The following is a 16427-nucleotide window of genomic DNA, read 5'->3' as shown; positions in this document are numbered from 1 at the left end:
CAGCCTGGCAACGATCGGCTCATTGGCAGCGGAACGGGCTTGGGGCTTTCGTCGCCATCAGATCCCGACCATGACCAGGCCGCGCCGCGCGAATGCCGCGATGAAAATCGCCATCCTCTCCCGCAACAGCAAGCTGTATTCGACACGCCGCCTGATCGAGGCCGGCCGCACGCGCGGGCACACCGTGCGCATCCTCGACCCGCTGCGCTGCTACATGCGCATTGCCGCGGATGGTTTCAGCCTGCACTACAAGGGCAAGCCGATCACCGGGTTCGATGCAGTGATCCCGCGCATTGGCGCATCGGTCACCCGGTACGGCACCGCGGTGCTGCGCCAGCTCGAATTCATGGGCACCTATACGCCCAACCCCTCCGACGCCATCCTGCGTTCGCGCGACAAACTGCGTGCGCATCAGCTGCTGGCGTCCCAGGGTATCGATATGCCGGTGACTGTCTTCGGCGACAACCCCGACGACACCCAGGACCTGCTGTCCATGCTCGGCCCCCCGCCGCATGTGGTGAAGTTGAACGAAGGCGCCCAGGGCGCCGGCGTCATCCTGACCGAGAAGGCCAGCGCGTCGCGCGGCGTGGTCGAGGCGCTGCGCGGGCTGTACGCCAATTTCATCGTGCAGGAATTCATCGGCGAGGCCGAAGGCGCTGACCTGCGCTGCTTCGTGGTGGGCGACCGCGTGGTGGCGGCGATGCGGCGACAGGCCGCCGACGGCGACTTCCGCTCCAATCTGCATCTGGGTGGCACCGCCGCCATGGCCGAGGCTTCCCCGCAGGAGCAGGATGTCGCGGTGCGCTCGGCACGCGCGCTGGGCCTGGCGGTGGCCGGGGTTGACCTGATCCGCTCGCAGCGCGGGCCCCTGGTGCTGGAGGTCAACTCCACCCCGGGCCTGGAGGGCGTGGAAGGTGTCTGCAGCGTGGATGTGGCCGGCACCATCATCCAGCATCTGGAGCAGGCCATCCGTTGATCGGGACGCCCGCTGTTTTAGCGAAAAGTTAACGAAACTCTAATCCTTGCCCCGCTAACGTCTGCCGACCGTAGCTCCGCTCTCGGCAGTGACGGTGATCGGGATGAACATTTGGCCCAGGTGCCTAGCCGCACCTGGGCCTTTTTGTGACGGCTTGCCGGCCCTCAGGTTCAGGTCTACATTCAGCAACAACTGCAATGGATCAGCGGACAACACGCATGACGCAACAGGGGGCGAGACCAACATGGAGAGAGGCGTCCGCACTCAGCGGCACGATCACCATTGCCCGCCAGGTTGCGCTTGGCCAGCTTGGGCATCTGCAGCGCGCCCTGCCAGCAGCCATCGTTGATCCCGCTGGCGTAGGTGTCCGGCAGTGGAGTCCGCGCTGCAACTTTCCAGCCTTATTGCCTGTCATAGCAGACGCTGTGCGTGCTTCAGCACATGCAGGCTGTTCAATGCGGTATGACCGGGCAGCGGGCCGGATGCATGTGGGCCACCTGCACGCGTTAGGCTACCGGCCCAGGCGCATGACGAATGACGGCGGCCGAATGGCGCCGGATGCAGAATGCCAACCAGAAAACGATAAGGCGCGGCGGCAACGGCAGATCGCCAACCGCCGCGTCAGTGACTCAAAACAATCGAGGTTCCAGTGCGAATTCTAGTAATCGAAGACAACAGCGACATCGCCGCCAATCTGGGTGACTACCTGGAAGACCGTGGCCACACGGTGGACTTTGCCGCTGACGGCGTCACCGGCCTGCATCTGGCGGTGGTGCACGAGTTCGACGCCATCGTGCTCGACCTCAACCTGCCAGGCATGGACGGCATCGAAGTCTGCCGCAAGCTGCGCAACGAAGCGCGCAAGCAGACGCCGGTGCTGATGCTCACCGCACGTGATTCGCTGGACAACAAGCTGGCCGGTTTCGATTCCGGCGCCGACGACTACCTGATCAAGCCGTTCGCGTTGCAGGAAGTGGAAGTGCGGCTCAACGCACTCTCGCGTCGCGGCAAAGGCGTGCACACCCGCGTGCTGGAAACCGGCGACCTGGAATACAACCTGGATACGCTGGAAGTGCGCCGCCGCGGCAAGCTGCTGCAGCTCAACCCCACCGCACTGAAGATCCTGCAGGCGTTGATGGAAGCGTCACCGGCCGTGGTCACGCGCCAGGAACTGGAAACCCGCGTCTGGGGCGAAGAACTGCCCGACTCGGATTCTTTGCGCGTGCACATCCATGGCCTGCGTGCGGTGGTGGACAAGCCGTTCGACGTACCGATGATCCAGACCCGCCATGGCATCGGCTACCGCATCGCCTCGCCCGATGCCTGAGAGCTCCAGCGGAACGCGGCCCGCCCGCAGGCGTGGCCGCTACCGGCGGCGCCTGCGCAGCCGCATCATTCTCTCATTCGTGTTGCTGGGCTTCTGCCTGACGACGCTGTTCGCCTTCGCGACCACCTGGGCACGCTCGCGCGTGGAAAACCAGCTGGTGGAAGATGTGATGAACCGCAACATCGACGCGTTCGCACAGCGGTTCTATTCCGACCCGTTGCGTAACCCCGACCTGCCGGTGCAGCAGATGCGCGGCCGCGTGGTGAAAAGCGATAAATTCGAAGCGCTGCGTCGCGAGCAGCCCGAGTGGTACCAGCTACGCGATGGCATTCACACCATCTCCGGCGTGGACGAAGGCGGCAACGCGTATTCGTACAAACTTGCGGTGCGCAAGACGCCCAGCGAGTGGTTCTTCCTCGCGTACGACATGACCCAGACGCTCAAGGGCGAGATCCAGCTCAAGCGCACCGTGACGTTGTCGGTGCTGGTTTTCAGCGGGCTGTCGTTGCTGATCGGCTGGTGGTCCGCGTCCAAGGTCATGCGCCCGGTGTCTGACCTGGCTGCGCGCCTGCGCGCCTATCGCGGCGGCACCAGCGAACCGAAACCGCTGGCCGCACATTTCCCTGATGACGAAGTGGGTCAGCTCGCCGAAGCGCTGGACGACTACTCCGCGCGCCTCACCGAGGTGGTCCAGCGCGACCGCGAATTCAATGCCGACGTCAGCCACGAATTGCGCACCCCGCTGGCGGTGATCCGTGGCGCCACCGAGCTGCTGCTGACCAAACCCAACCTGGATGAAAAGGTGCTGCAGCGGCTGCAACGCATCCAGCGTGCCGAACAGCAATGCAGCGATCTGATCGGCTCGCTGCTGCTGCTGTCGCGCAACGAGCGCGGGCAGGGCAGCAGCAACGTGGCCAAGGTGGCCGAGCAACTGATCGACTCACACCGCGCCCAGCTCGGCGGAAAACCACTGGAACTGCTGCTGGAAGGCGTGCGCGACCTGGTCATCGACGCGCCCGAATCCGCGCTCTCCGTGGCGCTCGGCAACCTCATCGGCAACGCCGTCAAGTACACCCAGGATGGCCAGGTGCGGGTACGCGTGCTGGCAGACGCGGTGGAAGTCATCGACTCCGGCCCCGGCTTGAGCGAGGAAGACGCTGCCAAGCTGTTCCAGCGCGGCTACCGCGGCACCCACGCCGGCCACTCGCAAGGCGGCGGCATCGGCCTGTCGATCGTCAGCCGCCTCTGCGACCTCTACGGCTGGCGTGTGAGCGTGCGGCCAGGGCAGGAGCGGGGCGTCATCGCAACACTGGCCTTCCATCGCTAACTAAGCCGCTTGGTAGGAGCGCACTCGTGCGCGAGGGGCCTTACCCATCAATCCGCCGCGCGGCAGGGCTCCTGGCGATCACTGTGGCCAAGCAACTCTCAGCACTCCGCCCTCGTCACTACTAGCTCTTCCAGGCGAACAGTGACTTGTAGCTTGCAGCCAGCCACAAACTCCACCTACTCCAGCCACCGCCCGCGTAACCGCACGCTGGGAATCCGTTGGCTATGCGCCCGGCCGAGCTACGCTTCGTAGAACGCAGAGGTGACCGCAGCGCGTGAGCGTACGTGCCTTGCAGAGCGAACGTTTCGGAAGATCATCGGTGCTGAGCCTGGGCGGACAGTCGAAGTCGACATTCCCTGATGGAATAATGGCGGCAGCATCAGCTGCACTGGGCTGCGTACCGATCACGGATGCAGCCTGCCCGGCAGGCGGGGCGGGCTGCTTGGCGTCTAGTTTGGTCGGCTTCGTTGTCCGAGATGAGGCCCACTCACAGCCTCAATCCCCGGATTCATAATCAGGCGATGACGCATATGAGCCGCGATGCCACTCAGTTCCGACTTTGAGAGGCGTGAAGCAAGGCCCGATACGTCGCATCCAGCTCTTGCGCGTGCCGCGCTAACTGGCCCGTATCGCCCTCATTACTGACAACATCATCGGCGATGGCCAGTCGCTGTGCGCGAGAGGCTTGCGCGGCAATCATCTGATCAGCCAAGACTGATGAAGTGCCGTCGCGCTGTATTAGGCGAGCGTGTTGAAGTGACACTGGAGCATCGATGACGAGGATGCGATCCAACCAGGGATACGTGGCTCTGCCGCCCGCTTCTGCCAGCAGGGGGATCGCAACGATGGCGTAAGCGCCTTCGGCCGCCTGCGCGGCGCGCTGCAGCTCTGCACGAATGGCAGGGTGCGTGATGGCTTCCAGCGCTTTGCGTTGACTCGGATCGTCAAAAACAACGTTGCGCAAGGCTCGCCGGTCCAGCCTGCCATCAGGCATCAAGATGTCTGGACCAAATCGGTCCACGATGGCATCCAAAATGGGCCCAGGCGCCACCACTTGCCGCGCAACGACATCGGCGTCGATCACCGGTACACCCAGCTTCTCGAACTCAGCAGCGAGCGCACTCTTGCCGGAGGCGATGCCGCCGGTGAGGCCGACGATGAAGTTGCTCATCGTCGTGGCTTGCTCAGCGCAGGCCTGCGAAACGCAGGTAGCTGTCTACCAGGTCGTTCCCCCAGAAGAACACCACCCAGCCGGCGATGGCCAGATAGGGCCCAAATGGGATCGGCGTGGCGCGGTCGCGACCCTTGGCGAATAGCCAGATCGAACCGAGCACGGCGCCGACCAGCGAGGAGATCAGGATGATCGGCAGAATGCCCTTCAACCCGCACCACGCCCCCAGCGCAGCCAGCAGCTTGAAGTCGCCGTGTCCCATCCCTTCCTTGCCGGTGAGCTGTTTGAACAGCCACCACACCGTCCAGAGCGAGACATAGCCGACCGCCGCACCCAGCAGGGCGGGCTTGGCTGGCATGTAGAGGTTGTCCATCGAACCGACCAAGCCCAGCCACATCAGCGGCAAGGTCAGCTGATCCGGCAGCAGCTTGTGGCGCAGGTCGATGCCGGACATCGCCACCAGGAAGCAACTCAGCACGATCGCGCCAAAGCCCTGCCAGCCAAAGCCAAAGCGCCAGACGCTGGCCACGCACAGGATCGAGGTCAGCAACTCCACCAGCGGGTATTGGAGTGAGATCGGTCTGCCGCTATAGCGCGATTTTCCGCGCAGCATCAACCAGCTGAAGAGCGGGATGTTCTCCCACCATTTGAGCTTGTCGCCGGTGACCGGGTCGTGCGAAGGCTCCACCACGATCCCCGGCGGTGGCGGCTCGTATAGCTCCGGAAGCTCCAGGATCTCGCGCGCATCGCGCCGCCACTGCCATTCCATGCGCTTGGGCAAGCGCAGGATCACCACGTTCAGGAAGCTGCCGATCAGCAGTCCCAGTCCGGCCGCGGCGGGAAAGCCGAGGCCGGGATGCTGGTCGAGAAATGCCATTACGTCTTATCCAACGACTGCGCCCAACTTGAAGATGGGCAGGTACATGCCGATCACCATACCGCCGACGACGACACCGATGAAAATCATGATCATCGGCTCCAGCAGGCTGCTCAAGGCATCCACGGCGTTACTCACGTCCTGCTCGAAATAATCGGCAACCTTGAAGAGCATGGTATCCAATGCGCCGGCCTCTTCGCCGATGGCGGTCATCTGGATCACCATGTGCGGAAACAGGTTGGTCTGCTTCATCGACAGGTTAACTGGGTAGCCGACCGATACGTCGTCGCGCATGCGCAACACCGCCTCTTCGTAGACCTTGTTGCCGGTGGCGCCGGCCACGATGCTCAGCGCCTCCACCAGCGGAACACCAGCCTTGAAGGTCACCGCCGTGGTACGCGCGAACCGGGCAATAGCACTGTCGTGCATGATCTTGCCGATAACCGGCACCTTCAAGATCAGCCGGTCGAACAGATGCTGCATTTTCGGCGAGCGCTTGTAGCCCATCACCAGCCCGACGACCGAGCCGATTGCGACCAGCAACATCGGCAGCCACCATGACACCATGAAGCGTGAACAATTCACGATCATCTGCGTAAATGCTGGCAGCTCCGCGCCAAAGCTGGAGAACACGGTTTCGAATTGCGGTACCACCCAGATGAGCAGGATGGAACTGACGATAAGCGCAACGGCCATCACCATCGCCGGATAGAACAGCGCTTTCTTGATCTTGCCCTTCAGGGCTTCGATGTTTTCCTTATAGGTCGCAACAGTATCTAGTACGGTATCGAGAACACCAGCGCTCTCGCCGGCTCTGACCAAGTTGCGATACAGCTCGTCGAACTGCACAGGGTGCTTGCTGATGGCTTCGTTGAGCGACAGGCCACCCTCGATATCAGTACGGATTTCGCCGACCATCTTCCTCATGCGGGGATTTTTTGCCCCCTCGCCGATGATTTCGAGCGACCCTACAATCGGCACGCCCGATTTCATCATGGTCGCCATCTGGCGGCTGAAGAACGCAATGTCCTTGGGCTTGATCGGCTTGCCCGCCCCACCGAACAAAGGCTTGGGCTTGGTCTTGACCACGGTCGGCGTGATGCCGCGCCGCCGGAGCTCGGCGCGCAGCAGGTTGACATTGCGGGCGAGCTCGTCCCCCTTCATCTTGACGCCGCGCTTGTCTGTCCCTTCCCAGACAAACATCGCCATTTGGCTATTACGGCTATTCGTTGAGGGCGTTTTTTTTGTCGTACTGATCGCGGCCAAGGTTTGTCTCCCCGCCGGCACCCCATGCCGGCACAGTCCCGCCACTATAGCTGTTCACAGGACAAATGGCTCGTTCTGCTTCACACGTGAGTCACTTTTCCGAGCTATATGCGCTACTTCTGCGAAGCGCTCTCAGCGTCGCCCAAACCAGTCTTCCCATGCATAACTGCGTACTGATTAATTTCTTTCAACATTGCTCTAAGCGCTGCACCGCGTGCAGCGCCTGGAAGTTGGCTCGGGTGCTCATAACCAGCGCGTTGCATCAATTGCCAAAACGCTTTCTTCGCTTCAGCCAGATCGCCCTCCTGCAACAGCAGCTTCACGTAGAATAACGCGATCGATGGATCTTTGCTGTAGGGCCACGCTAAGCGTGTTTGACGCAAAGCGAGGTGCCATTCATTAGCTTGGTAGTATGCCAGAGCAGCGTTATAGCGAAGGGTAACTTTAGGCTGCGAGGCTTCGCTTGCATCTAATGCTTGGTCTGCAATGCTTACAACCGTATCGGCCAAAAGGCGCGGTGTTATGCGTCCGCAGCCATGGCGCTGGCGAATCTCCAACAAGTTCCCGACAGCATACGGCATGACAGGGTCAAGGGATCTAGGGTGTCGATCTGCCGCCGATAGTAGTAGAGCTGGATCACTATCCTGTTGGATGGAGCAGTTAAGCACAGTAAGTTCCATTTTACCTACGCTAGAAATACTGCGGTTTGGGTTTTCTGCTAGACGGTGGAATACCTCGTAAGTATCTTGCACAAGCCCTGCCTGCATGGCTGCAAAGCCAAACGCCACACTTGCTCTAGTAGAGTCAGGGTGCTTGTCGATTGCTGACATGCTGATGCCGAGCGAAGTCCGCCACACCAGTGCCCGCGAAAGGGTTTGCGCAGAGATCACTGTTATGAAACCGACAGATACCAGCCATCCTATGGCCCTCACGCGTACCTCGTGCCTACTGAGTGCCTGTAGAGCTGCCGTGACAAGACTAACAATCATCAACCATATTCCGAACTGCGGTAGATAGTTACGGTGCTCATAGTAGAGTTCGATAGGGACAATGCTTGCCTCGACCGAGTGCGCAACTAGAAACCAAAACCACCCCACGAATACTCCTGGAATTTTTTTACGAACAGATATCGCGGCCAAGCTCGTTGCAATCAAGCCAACTGATGCCCACAGTGTTGTGATGGGGTTGATTAAGCTACGAGAGATCTTAAAGTCGTCATTGTAGATGCCCATGGCTGGAGAGTAGGGGATGATTAGCATCCTGCAGTATTCCCACAGCGCTCTTGGCTGGCTGAGCAAGCGTTCGGCCGGCGTCATTCCCCATTCAAGCATTGCAGAGTACAGGCTCTGCCATTTCCATATCAGAAGGCCTGTTATGATAAACAGTGGGAGCAGTAGCAGAGATGCATATAGTAATCTGAGTGTCGGTCCCCACTGTTTAGGTTGTTGATACCAGCCTAGTTCTACTACTAGACAAAGTCCGATAAGTACGATCGCACTTTGCTTCCCTTGGACGCCAAGAAAAGTAAGAAGCGGAATTCCCAAAAGAAGTATCCACGCTGCTCTTTGTTCGGAGATTTTTTCTGCCAGCATGCGATTGCGGATGCTGACATAAAGCCAAACGCCGAGGAGAGGGAAGATTGTCGCGATCTGACTCATGCGCTGTACTATGTATAGTACGGTGCTAACATTGAGCGGGTGAAGTAGCCAGATTGCACAGATTAAAGCGGACAGTAAGTTAAAATTCTTGCTGAGAATTTTGTCTAGAGCTAGCATGCGCCTCAGTGCCGCATAGGCGATGCAACCGCAAATTAAATGTAGTAGCAAATTGCCAAGCTTTAATGAAAAGCTAGTGTCACCGCCAAGTGCGACATTTGCAGCGAGAGTTAGCATCGCTAAAGAACGATGGAATAGCCAATTATCGTTGCCCGCGACCACTGCCCATAGGTCGATCTGACCTTTTTGCCAAGATTGAATCAGTGCGAGGTGGCGGCCGTCATCCATCAAGAATGGTCCATTTAATCCGGGCCAATATACTGCAATTGATAAAATTATTGCAGTAAAAAGCCAGGCTGCTGGATGGAATTGGATTCGCATAATAATTGTAGTTAAAAATTTTAAGGGCGCAAAAAGAAAAACCCCGGTTTCCCGGGGTCTTCTTGAATTATATAAATATTACTGCTTGGTCCCTTGGCAAGAGCCAGGGCGATACTTAGTGTCAACCGTACCGCCGCATGTCCAGTCGATTTGGAAATTGACCGAGTTCGGGGTGCCGCGCAGCACAATATTGCCGGTGGCGCCAGGCACTGCGCTCACTGCAGTAATGACGCAGCCAGCGTTACTGACGCCGCCGACGTAAACAGTCGTCTGACTTTCAATGATGTTGCCCGAGGGGCAAGCGCCGTTATTTGCAGCTGAAAACTCCGAAAGAGCAGTTCGGCCTGCAGAGGCAGCCAGCACGACTTCCGAGACCTTGGCCTTCTTGGTGTAGTCGGAGTAGGCCGGCAGCGCGATGGCGGCCAGGATGGCGATGATGGCGATCACGATCATCAGTTCGATCAGGGTGAAGCCCTGCTGCATATTCTTTTTCATTGATTCGGCCTTGGCTTGGATTGAATTGGGACTGGATAGAGCACTTCGGTGGCCGTTGCCCTGATTGGCAGGGATCGGGCCGTGGCTGTGCGTGACCACCACATGTTGATCAAAGCAAAGGACGTGCCAAGTCAGGCAACCTACCGTTTAACAAGCGCTCAGGCGGACTCTTCCGGAACTGCAGCTCTGCGCGGCGACCAAATGGGTCAGAGGGTGACCAAATTTGTCACTCTTTCCGGCCCGTTTGCGCAAGTGGTGCGGTCGGTTCGCAGCACTTATCCTGCTCATGACGACACGCAGGCATTCGATGCGCGGTCACGCCCCATTCCGAACGCGGCAATGTGATGATACGTGAAATACCTCTAATTTTTTTTGTGACGTGCTCGACGATCGGGAGTCAGCTGCTGGTAAAACATGGGTTGACCCAAATCGCTGCGCGGACGCCAGCGCCCACGGGACGCGACTGGTTATTGGCGGCGGTGCTGTCGCCCAGTGTGATCACTGCGGTGGCGGTGCAGGGCATCGGTTTTCTGGTCTGGATGCTTGTGGTTCGTCACGTCAAGCTGGGTGTTGCGTTTGCGATTTCCGGCGCCTTCTTCTATCTCCTGTTGGCCCTGCTCAGCTGGTTGCTCTACGGAGAGCGATTGACGCCGTGGCAATGGGTTGGGTTGGTGCTGATCTCCACCGGGGTTGCGCTGGTCTCGCTCACCGCGCAGGCAGGCTGAGGTGATGCCTGGCCCGGTCGACCACGCGTTCGTAGTGCCCGCATACGGCGATTCGCCTTATCTGGACGCGTGTCTGCGCTCGTTGGCAGCGCAGTCGTCGCCATCTCCGATCTTGATCAGCACGTCTACCCCCAGCCCGCAAATCGCGGGACTGGCGGCGCGCTACGGCGCCAGGTTGGTGGTGCATACCGATGCGCCGCAGGGCATCGGTCACGACTGGAATCTGGCGCTGGGTACGGCGTCTGCGCGCTGGGTCACGTTGGCGCATCAGGACGATGTCTATCTGCCCGACTTCGCAAGCGAGACCAAGGCGGCCATCGCACAGGAGCCTAGTGCCGTATTGGTCATGACCGGTTACGGCGAACTGGCGGGCGAGCAGCGGCGCATAATGACGCCGATGTTGGCGGTCAAGTGGATCTTGCAGGAGATGGGTTTTCTGGGGGCATCCGTGATTCGCTCAAGGGCTTCGAAGCGGCGCCTGTTGATGTTCGGGTGCGCGGTGCCATGCCCGTCGGTGACCGTTCGCAAGGACGCCGGCTGGGGCGTTTTTCGGGAAGATCTTAGGTTGAACCTGGATTGGGACGCGTGGACGCGTGCAGCCGATCAGCAAGGGTCGTTCTTGCGTGTGCGCAAGGTATCCATGCTGCATCGTGTGCATGCGGCAAGTACCACCAGCGACGGGGTGCTGTCGGGCATGCGGGCCACAGAGGATCTGATGATGTTCCAGCGCTTTTGGCCGCGTGCGGTTGCCGCGTTGTTGGCGCGCGTCTATCGTCTCTCCTACAGCGCCGGGGGATGACGATGCAGGCTGCAGTGCAGTACGCCACCGATGCGTGGCCCGGGACCGACGAAGCCAGGTTCGAGGTGCGCTTGGCGGTTGTCATTCCCTGCTACCGGGTCAGGACCAAGGTGCTCGATGTGCTCGCTTCCATTCCCGCGCAGGTCGAACGCATCTACGTGGTCGACGATCATTGCCCCGACGCCAGCGGCACCTGGGTGGAGGAGCGCTGCGCGGATCCGCGGGTTGTGGTGTGTCGCAATCCCTCCAACCTGGGTGTCGGAGGGGCCACCATCACGGGCTATCGGGCAGCGGTTGCCGATGGTATGGAAATCATCGTAAAGATGGATGGCGATGGTCAGATGGATCCTGACGCGTTACCGGAGCTGATCGGGCCGATCGTTAGAGGCGAAGCCGATTACACCAAGGGAAATCGGTTCTACGACCTGGCGCAGATCGGCCGGATGCCCAAGATGCGGATCATCGGCAATGCCGCATTGTCATTTCTGACCAAGCTGTCTTCCGGGTACTGGGACATTTTCGATCCGACCAATGGCTACACAGCCGTGCATGCGAGCGTGGTGGCACGCATGCCGCTGGACAAGATCAGCCGCCGGTATTTTTTCGAAAGCGACATGCTGTTTCGCTTGAATACCATCCGGGCTGTGGTGGTTGATGTGCCGATGGATGCACGGTATGGCGACGAAGTCAGTAACCTGAGTGTGCGCAAGATCGTCCTGGATTTTGCCATCCGACATCTACGCAACTTTGGAAAGCGGATCTTCTACAACTATTTCCTGCGCGACCTGTCCCTGGCATCGTTGGAGTTGGTCGCAGGCGTGCTGTTCCTTTTCTCTGGTGCGACGACCGGCGTCTTCTTCTGGCTGCAATCGGCGCAGACCGGGTATTTCAGTTCTGCAGGTAGCGTGATGCTCGCAGCGCTGCAGGTGATCGTGGGGATTCAGCTCATCCTGGGTTTCCTCGCCTACGATATCGCTGCCGTGCCCGCGCGGACTCTGCACCTGCTGGTCAATAGGAAATCAGGTGAGGGTAGGCGTGGCTGACTTCGATGAGCGCTACACCAGCTATCAGACCGATCGTGCGCCGCTCAGGAAACTGGTGCGCAAGCTCTATCTGCGCAGTGCGCAATCGTTGTTGCGCGGCCCGACGCTGGATTTTGGCTGCGGCGTCGGGGAGTTGCTTGGACGGTTACCCGAGGGATCCATGGGGCTGGAGTACAACGGTGCAACTGTTGCGTACTGCCGCAGTCGGGGTCTTGCAGTGGATCATTACGACGGTTTCGCTGACGACTGGCAGTTGCGCGTGGTCCCCGATTCGGTTCGGTTCGAATCGATGGTGGTCAGTCATGTCCTGGAGCATCTTGAGGCGCCAGCGGAGATTTTTGGCAAGTTGGCCCGGGCTGCCCGTCGTTTGGGCGTGCAAAGATTGCTGGTGATCGTGCCGGGCAAGGCGGGGTTTCGTAGTGATCCCACACATTTGACCTTCATCGATAACGGGTTTCTTTCGCGCCCAGATCTTTTGACCGGGACAGGTTTCAGGTTGGAAATGTCACGCTATTTTCCGCTCGATCAACGCTGGCTGGGCGATTGGCTCACGCATCATGAAATGCAGACACTCTATGTACGTGACATTGAAGGCGCGGATCCTGCGCGGGAGGTTGAGCCGGGATGTTAGTCAGGGCCTGCGGGCACGCAAGCGACCAGGCTGGTCAGGCATGACATGCGCTGCTGCCAATGCCGGTCTACCATGGGCATGAAGAAATCAGGGGCAGGAATCTATGAATAGCGTCGTCACCGCCAACTTGGTTGGCATCACGGGCATTGCCCGGCGGCTTGTGCAGGACGGTGCTCTGGATGAAGGCGCGGCGCGTGCTGCGATGGATCAGGCCGCTACTGCCAAGGTCCCGTTGCCGCAATGGTTCTCAGAGAAGAAGCTGGTGACCGCTTCGCAATTAGCAGCTGCCAACTCAGTGGAGTTCGGGATGCCGCTACTTGATGTGTCATCGTTCGACCCTAATCAGAATGCAATCAAGTTGGTTAGCGAAGAACTGCTGCAAAAGTTTCAAGTGCTGCCCCTGTTCAAGCGCGGTAATCGGTTGTTTGTGGGGGTGAGCAACCCGACCCAGACCCGGGCGCTGGACGACATCAAGTTTCACACCAATTTGGTGGTCGAGCCGATCCTGGTCGACGAGGACCAGATCCGTCGCACATTGGAGCAGTGGCAGGCCAGCAATGCGGCGCTCGGCTCTTCGATGGGCGACGACGATGATGAAATGGGGGATCTGGACGTCTCCACCGGGGACGAGGAGATGGGCGCCGGCGGGGATTCCGGGGTCGATGCCAAGGGCGATGACACGCCGGTGGTGAAGTTCGTCAACAAGGTGCTGGTGGATGCGATCCGGCGGGGAGCCTCGGACATCCATTTCGAGCCCTATGAAGATGATTACCGGGTGCGGTTGCGGATCGATGGGTTGTTGAAGAATGTGGCCAAGGCGCCGGTGAAGCTCAACCAGCGCATCGCGGCGCGCCTGAAGGTGATGTCGCAGTTGGATATCGCCGAGAAGCGGGTGCCGCAGGACGGGCGCATCAAGCTCAATCTGTCCAAGACCAAGCAGATCGACTTTCGCGTGAGCACCTTGCCGACCCTGTTCGGCGAGAAGGTGGTGTTGCGTATCCTGGACGCCAGTGCGGCCAAGCTCGGTATCGAGAAGCTGGGTTACGAGGCGGACCAGCAGAAGCTGTTCCTGGATGCGATCCACAAGCCCTACGGCATGGTGCTGGTGACCGGGCCGACCGGTTCGGGTAAGACGGTGTCGTTGTACACGGCGCTGGGCATCCTCAACGATGAGACGCGCAATATTTCCACGGCCGAGGATCCGGTCGAAATTCGCTTGCCTGGTGTCAATCAGGTGCAGCAGAACGTCAAGCGGGGCATGACATTTGCCGCTGCGCTGCGCTCGTTCCTGCGTCAGGACCCGGACATCATCATGGTCGGCGAAATCCGCGACCTGGAGACGGCCGAGATTGCGATCAAGGCGGCGCAGACGGGTCACATGGTGCTGTCGACGCTGCACACCAACGATGCGCCGCAGACCATTGCGCGTCTGATGAACATGGGTATCGCGCCGTACAACATCACCTCCTCGGTGACCCTGGTCATCGCGCAGCGTTTGGCACGGCGGCTGTGCAACAACTGCAAGCGCAAGTCGACGCTGCCGGAACATGCGCTGCTGGCGGAAGGCTTTACGCCCGAGCAGGTTGCGAACATCGAGCTCTATGAGGCGGTCGGTTGCGATGAATGCACGGAAGGCTACAAAGGCCGTACCGGCATCTATCAGGTGATGCCGATGACCGATGAAATCGGCGCGATCGTGCTGGAAGGCGGCAATGCGATGCAGATCGCCGAGGCTGCGCAGAAGATCGGTATCCGCGACTTGCGCCAGTCGGCGTTGATGAAGGCTTCGCACGGCGTGACCAGCCTGGCCGAGATCAATCGTGTGACCAAGGACTGACAGGCCGGGAATTGGGAATCGGGAGTGGGGAATCGGAACGGCCGACTCCGGATATAGCGATTTAGCTCTTGAGCTATAGGCTTGCGAGCAGGGCAGTCGCAAGGCCTTGCCGAAACGGCGCTTCCTCCTGGCGGGTAGCGCCGTTTTCTTTTAGGGCAGTTATCGAAACGCGTGCGTCGCAACGGGCTGGCGCGGCCGGTGCTCGTTAGTCCTCATGCACCCTCGTGCACGCCGGTTCCGCCATGCCGTCCACCCCGCCTGACGAGTGTTAGCGACATTTCGCAGCCGCTCTGAGTTGAGCACAGCAGCGCGCAAAAGATGCCGTATCCAGCAGCGATGGACGGCGGGACCAGAGCAAGCGAAACCAACCAACCTGCTCTTACGATTCCCAATTCCCAATTCCCGGCCCCTTTACTCCATCCCCAACTTCTTCAGCTTGTAGCGCAACGCACGAAACGTGATGCCGAGCTGGGCGGCGGTCTTGGTCTTGTTCCAGCGGTTTTCTTCCAGCGCCTTCTGGATCGCGGCGCGTTCCAGTTGTTCGATGTAAGAGGGCAGGGCGGAGGAGGCAGGGTCGATGTCGACGACCGCTTCGCGCGGTTCAACCGCAGCGGTGCCCGGGCTGGCGGCAAGGCGATGGCCGCCATGGGCGGGCAGGCGGAGGTCGGTGGCGCTGATCTGGTCGTCTTCGGCCAGGGCAAGCGCACGTTCGAGGATGTTTTCCAGCTCGCGCACGTTGCCCGGGAAGCCGTATTGGTTCAGGGCATCGAGCGCGGACTGGGTAAGCAAGGGAATCGGGCGGCCATGGCTGCGGGCCAGCCGCGCAATGATCGCGGCGGCCAGTTGCGGCAGGTCGCCACTGCGCTCGCGCAGCGGTGGCACACGCAGCTCGATCACGTTGATGCGGTAGTACAGGTCGTGACGAAAGCGGCCGTCGGAGACCAGGTCGCCCAGGTCCTTGTGCGTGGCCGACAGAATGCGCACGTCCACCAGCGTCTCGCTCGAGGCGCCGACCGGGCGCACCGATTTTTCCTGGATCGCGCGCAGCAGCTTGACCTGCATCTGCAGCGGCAGCTCGGCCACTTCGTCCAGAAACAGCGTGCCGCCATGCGCGGCCTGAAACAGGCCCGGTTTGTCGGCATGCGCGCCGGTAAAGCTGCCCTTCTTGTGACCGAAGAACTCGCTCTCCATCAGCTCGGCCGGGATCGCGCCGCAGTTGACCGGAATGAACGGCCCGGCCGCGCGTGCGCCTTGCTCGTGGATGGTGCGGGCCACCAGTTCCTTGCCCACGCCGGATTCGCCAACGATGTAGACCGGCGCCTGGCTGCGCGCGACCTTGCCGATGGTGGAGCGCAGGCTTTCCATGGCGGTCGAATCGCCGAGCAGGCGGCTGGCCTGTTCCGGCGGAGGCGGTGGCGGCGCCGGCCGGTCGCGGTTGTTCAATTCCAGCGCGTGCTTGACCAGGCCGCGCAGCACGCTGATATCCACCGGCTTGCTGACGAAGTCGAACGCGCCGGCTTTCAGTGCTTCCACCGCCAGGTCCATGCTGCCGAACGCGGTGATCATGGCCACCGGCGTCTGCGGGTATTGGCGCGCGATCTCGGTCACCAGCTCGATGCCGTTGCCGTCGGGCAACCGCATGTCGGTCAGGCACAGGTCGTACGGGTTGCTGGCCAGCAATTCGCGTGCTTCGGCCAGGTTGGCGGCGGTGCTGATGCGCAGCCCCATGCGGCCCAGGGTGAGAACAAGCAATTCGCGGATGTCACGCTCGTCATCGACGACCAGGGCACTTTTCGTTTCGTTCATGTTGCGCACGATAGCCCAGCGTGATGACAGTCGACAATTACCGGCGCTGTT

At 60.3% G+C, this 16427-nt stretch carries 14 protein-coding genes and 1 other RNA gene; 9 read left to right on the top strand and 6 right to left on the bottom strand.

Going from position 1 to position 16427, the window contains the following annotated elements; all coding sequences use genetic code 11:
- Positions 1-100: 100 nt before the first annotated feature.
- From rimK to ACCQ01_RS16960, 3 genes are all read left to right on the top strand, one after another.
- Positions 101-976, top strand: a complete 876-nt coding sequence (rimK, locus tag ACCQ01_RS16970; RefSeq protein WP_116921527.1) for a 30S ribosomal protein S6--L-glutamate ligase — start codon at positions 101-103, stop codon at positions 974-976.
- Between the two features lie 649 nt (positions 977-1625).
- Complete coding sequence (locus ACCQ01_RS16965; protein WP_003490678.1) at positions 1626-2303, top strand: response regulator transcription factor; 678 nt, start codon at positions 1626-1628, stop codon at positions 2301-2303.
- Positions 2296-3630 (top strand): sensor histidine kinase, encoded by a 1335-nt coding sequence (locus tag ACCQ01_RS16960; protein WP_227971331.1) that lies wholly within the window; start codon positions 2296-2298, stop codon positions 3628-3630. The genes ACCQ01_RS16965 and ACCQ01_RS16960 overlap by 8 nt, the downstream gene beginning before the upstream one ends.
- A 547-nt stretch (positions 3631-4177) precedes the next feature.
- Here ACCQ01_RS16960 and coaE read toward each other — a convergent pair.
- The 5 genes from coaE to ACCQ01_RS16935 all read right to left on the bottom strand — a co-directional run bounded on the left by coaE (position 4178) and on the right by ACCQ01_RS16935 (position 9535).
- Positions 4178-4801, bottom strand: a complete 624-nt coding sequence (gene coaE, locus ACCQ01_RS16955) for a dephospho-CoA kinase (protein ID WP_228431837.1) — start codon at positions 4799-4801, stop codon at positions 4178-4180.
- Between the two features lie 13 nt (positions 4802-4814).
- Positions 4815-5678 carry a prepilin peptidase gene (locus tag ACCQ01_RS16950; RefSeq protein ID WP_228431838.1) on the bottom strand — a complete coding sequence of 288 codons (864 nt, stop codon included), beginning with the start codon at positions 5676-5678 and terminating at the stop codon, positions 4815-4817.
- A 6-nt stretch (positions 5679-5684) separates the two neighbouring features.
- A complete protein-coding gene (locus ACCQ01_RS16945) occupies positions 5685-6887 on the bottom strand; it encodes a type II secretion system F family protein (RefSeq protein ID WP_228432051.1) in 1203 nt (400 codons plus the stop codon).
- A 170-nt stretch (positions 6888-7057) separates the two neighbouring features.
- Positions 7058-8947, bottom strand: a complete 1890-nt coding sequence (locus ACCQ01_RS16940) for a hypothetical protein (RefSeq protein WP_228431839.1) — start codon at positions 8945-8947, stop codon at positions 7058-7060.
- Between the two features lie 171 nt (positions 8948-9118).
- A complete protein-coding gene (locus ACCQ01_RS16935) occupies positions 9119-9535 on the bottom strand; it encodes a pilin (protein WP_228431840.1) in 417 nt (138 codons plus the stop codon).
- A gap of 344 nt (positions 9536-9879) precedes the next feature.
- Here ACCQ01_RS16935 and ACCQ01_RS16930 point away from each other — a divergent pair, with 344 nt between their 5' ends.
- The 6 genes from ACCQ01_RS16930 to ACCQ01_RS16905 all read left to right on the top strand — a co-directional run bounded on the left by ACCQ01_RS16930 (position 9880) and on the right by ACCQ01_RS16905 (position 14857).
- Positions 9880-10260, top strand: a complete 381-nt coding sequence (locus tag ACCQ01_RS16930) for an SMR family transporter (RefSeq protein ID WP_228431841.1) — start codon at positions 9880-9882, stop codon at positions 10258-10260.
- A 4-nt stretch (positions 10261-10264) separates the two neighbouring features.
- Positions 10265-11059 carry a glycosyltransferase family A protein gene (locus ACCQ01_RS16925; RefSeq protein ID WP_076057322.1) on the top strand — a complete coding sequence of 265 codons (795 nt, stop codon included), beginning with the start codon at positions 10265-10267 and terminating at the stop codon, positions 11057-11059.
- Positions 11056-12102 (top strand): glycosyltransferase family 2 protein, encoded by a 1047-nt coding sequence (locus tag ACCQ01_RS16920; RefSeq protein WP_081390738.1) that lies wholly within the window; start codon positions 11056-11058, stop codon positions 12100-12102. The genes ACCQ01_RS16925 and ACCQ01_RS16920 overlap by 4 nt, the downstream gene beginning before the upstream one ends.
- Positions 12095-12733, top strand: a complete 639-nt coding sequence (locus ACCQ01_RS16915; RefSeq protein WP_228431842.1) for a methionine biosynthesis protein MetW — start codon at positions 12095-12097, stop codon at positions 12731-12733. The genes ACCQ01_RS16920 and ACCQ01_RS16915 overlap by 8 nt, the downstream gene beginning before the upstream one ends.
- Positions 12734-12836: 103 nt before the next feature.
- Positions 12837-14570, top strand: a complete 1734-nt coding sequence (gene pilB / locus ACCQ01_RS16910; RefSeq protein ID WP_228431843.1) for a type IV-A pilus assembly ATPase PilB — start codon at positions 12837-12839, stop codon at positions 14568-14570.
- Between the two features lie 214 nt (positions 14571-14784).
- A non-coding RNA gene (locus tag ACCQ01_RS16905) (sX9 sRNA) lies at positions 14785-14857 on the top strand.
- A 124-nt stretch (positions 14858-14981) separates the two neighbouring features.
- Here ACCQ01_RS16905 and ACCQ01_RS16900 read toward each other — a convergent pair.
- The gene (locus ACCQ01_RS16900; protein WP_228431844.1) at positions 14982-16376 is read right to left on the bottom strand and encodes a sigma-54-dependent transcriptional regulator; all 1395 of its coding nucleotides are present in this window, start codon (positions 16374-16376) and stop codon (positions 14982-14984) included.
- Between the last annotated feature and the right edge of the window lie 51 nt (positions 16377-16427).

The sequence above is a fragment of the Xanthomonas sp. NCPPB 4037 genome (assembly GCF_041475695.2).
Taxonomy (GTDB): Bacteria; Pseudomonadota; Gammaproteobacteria; order Xanthomonadales; family Xanthomonadaceae; genus Xanthomonas; species Xanthomonas campestris.
This window is presented reverse-complemented; position numbering and strand designations above follow the sequence as displayed.

Bases quoted from the DNA above. Each gene is read 5' to 3' on its own strand.
- rimK (WP_116921527.1), top strand. From the start codon at position 101: ATGAAAATCGCCATCCTCTCCCGCAACAGCAAGCTGTATTCGACACGC.
- ACCQ01_RS16960 (WP_227971331.1), top strand. From the start codon at position 2,296: ATGCCTGAGAGCTCCAGCGGAACGCGGCCCGCCCGCAGGCGTGGCCGC.
- coaE (WP_228431837.1), bottom strand. From the start codon at position 4,801: ATGAGCAACTTCATCGTCGGCCTCACCGGCGGCATCGCCTCCGGCAAG.
- ACCQ01_RS16950 (WP_228431838.1), bottom strand. From the start codon at position 5,678: ATGGCATTTCTCGACCAGCATCCCGGCCTCGGCTTTCCCGCCGCGGCC.
- ACCQ01_RS16945 (WP_228432051.1), bottom strand. From the start codon at position 6,887: ATGGCGATGTTTGTCTGGGAAGGGACAGACAAGCGCGGCGTCAAGATG.
- ACCQ01_RS16940 (WP_228431839.1), bottom strand. From the start codon at position 8,947: ATGGATGACGGCCGCCACCTCGCACTGATTCAATCTTGGCAAAAAGGT.
- ACCQ01_RS16935 (WP_228431840.1), bottom strand. From the start codon at position 9,535: ATGAAAAAGAATATGCAGCAGGGCTTCACCCTGATCGAACTGATGATC.
- ACCQ01_RS16930 (WP_228431841.1), top strand. From the start codon at position 9,880: ATGATACGTGAAATACCTCTAATTTTTTTTGTGACGTGCTCGACGATC.
- ACCQ01_RS16925 (WP_076057322.1), top strand. From the start codon at position 10,265: ATGCCTGGCCCGGTCGACCACGCGTTCGTAGTGCCCGCATACGGCGAT.
- ACCQ01_RS16920 (WP_081390738.1), top strand. From the start codon at position 11,056: ATGACGATGCAGGCTGCAGTGCAGTACGCCACCGATGCGTGGCCCGGG.
- pilB (WP_228431843.1), top strand. From the start codon at position 12,837: ATGAATAGCGTCGTCACCGCCAACTTGGTTGGCATCACGGGCATTGCC.
- ACCQ01_RS16900 (WP_228431844.1), bottom strand. From the start codon at position 16,376: ATGAACGAAACGAAAAGTGCCCTGGTCGTCGATGACGAGCGTGACATC.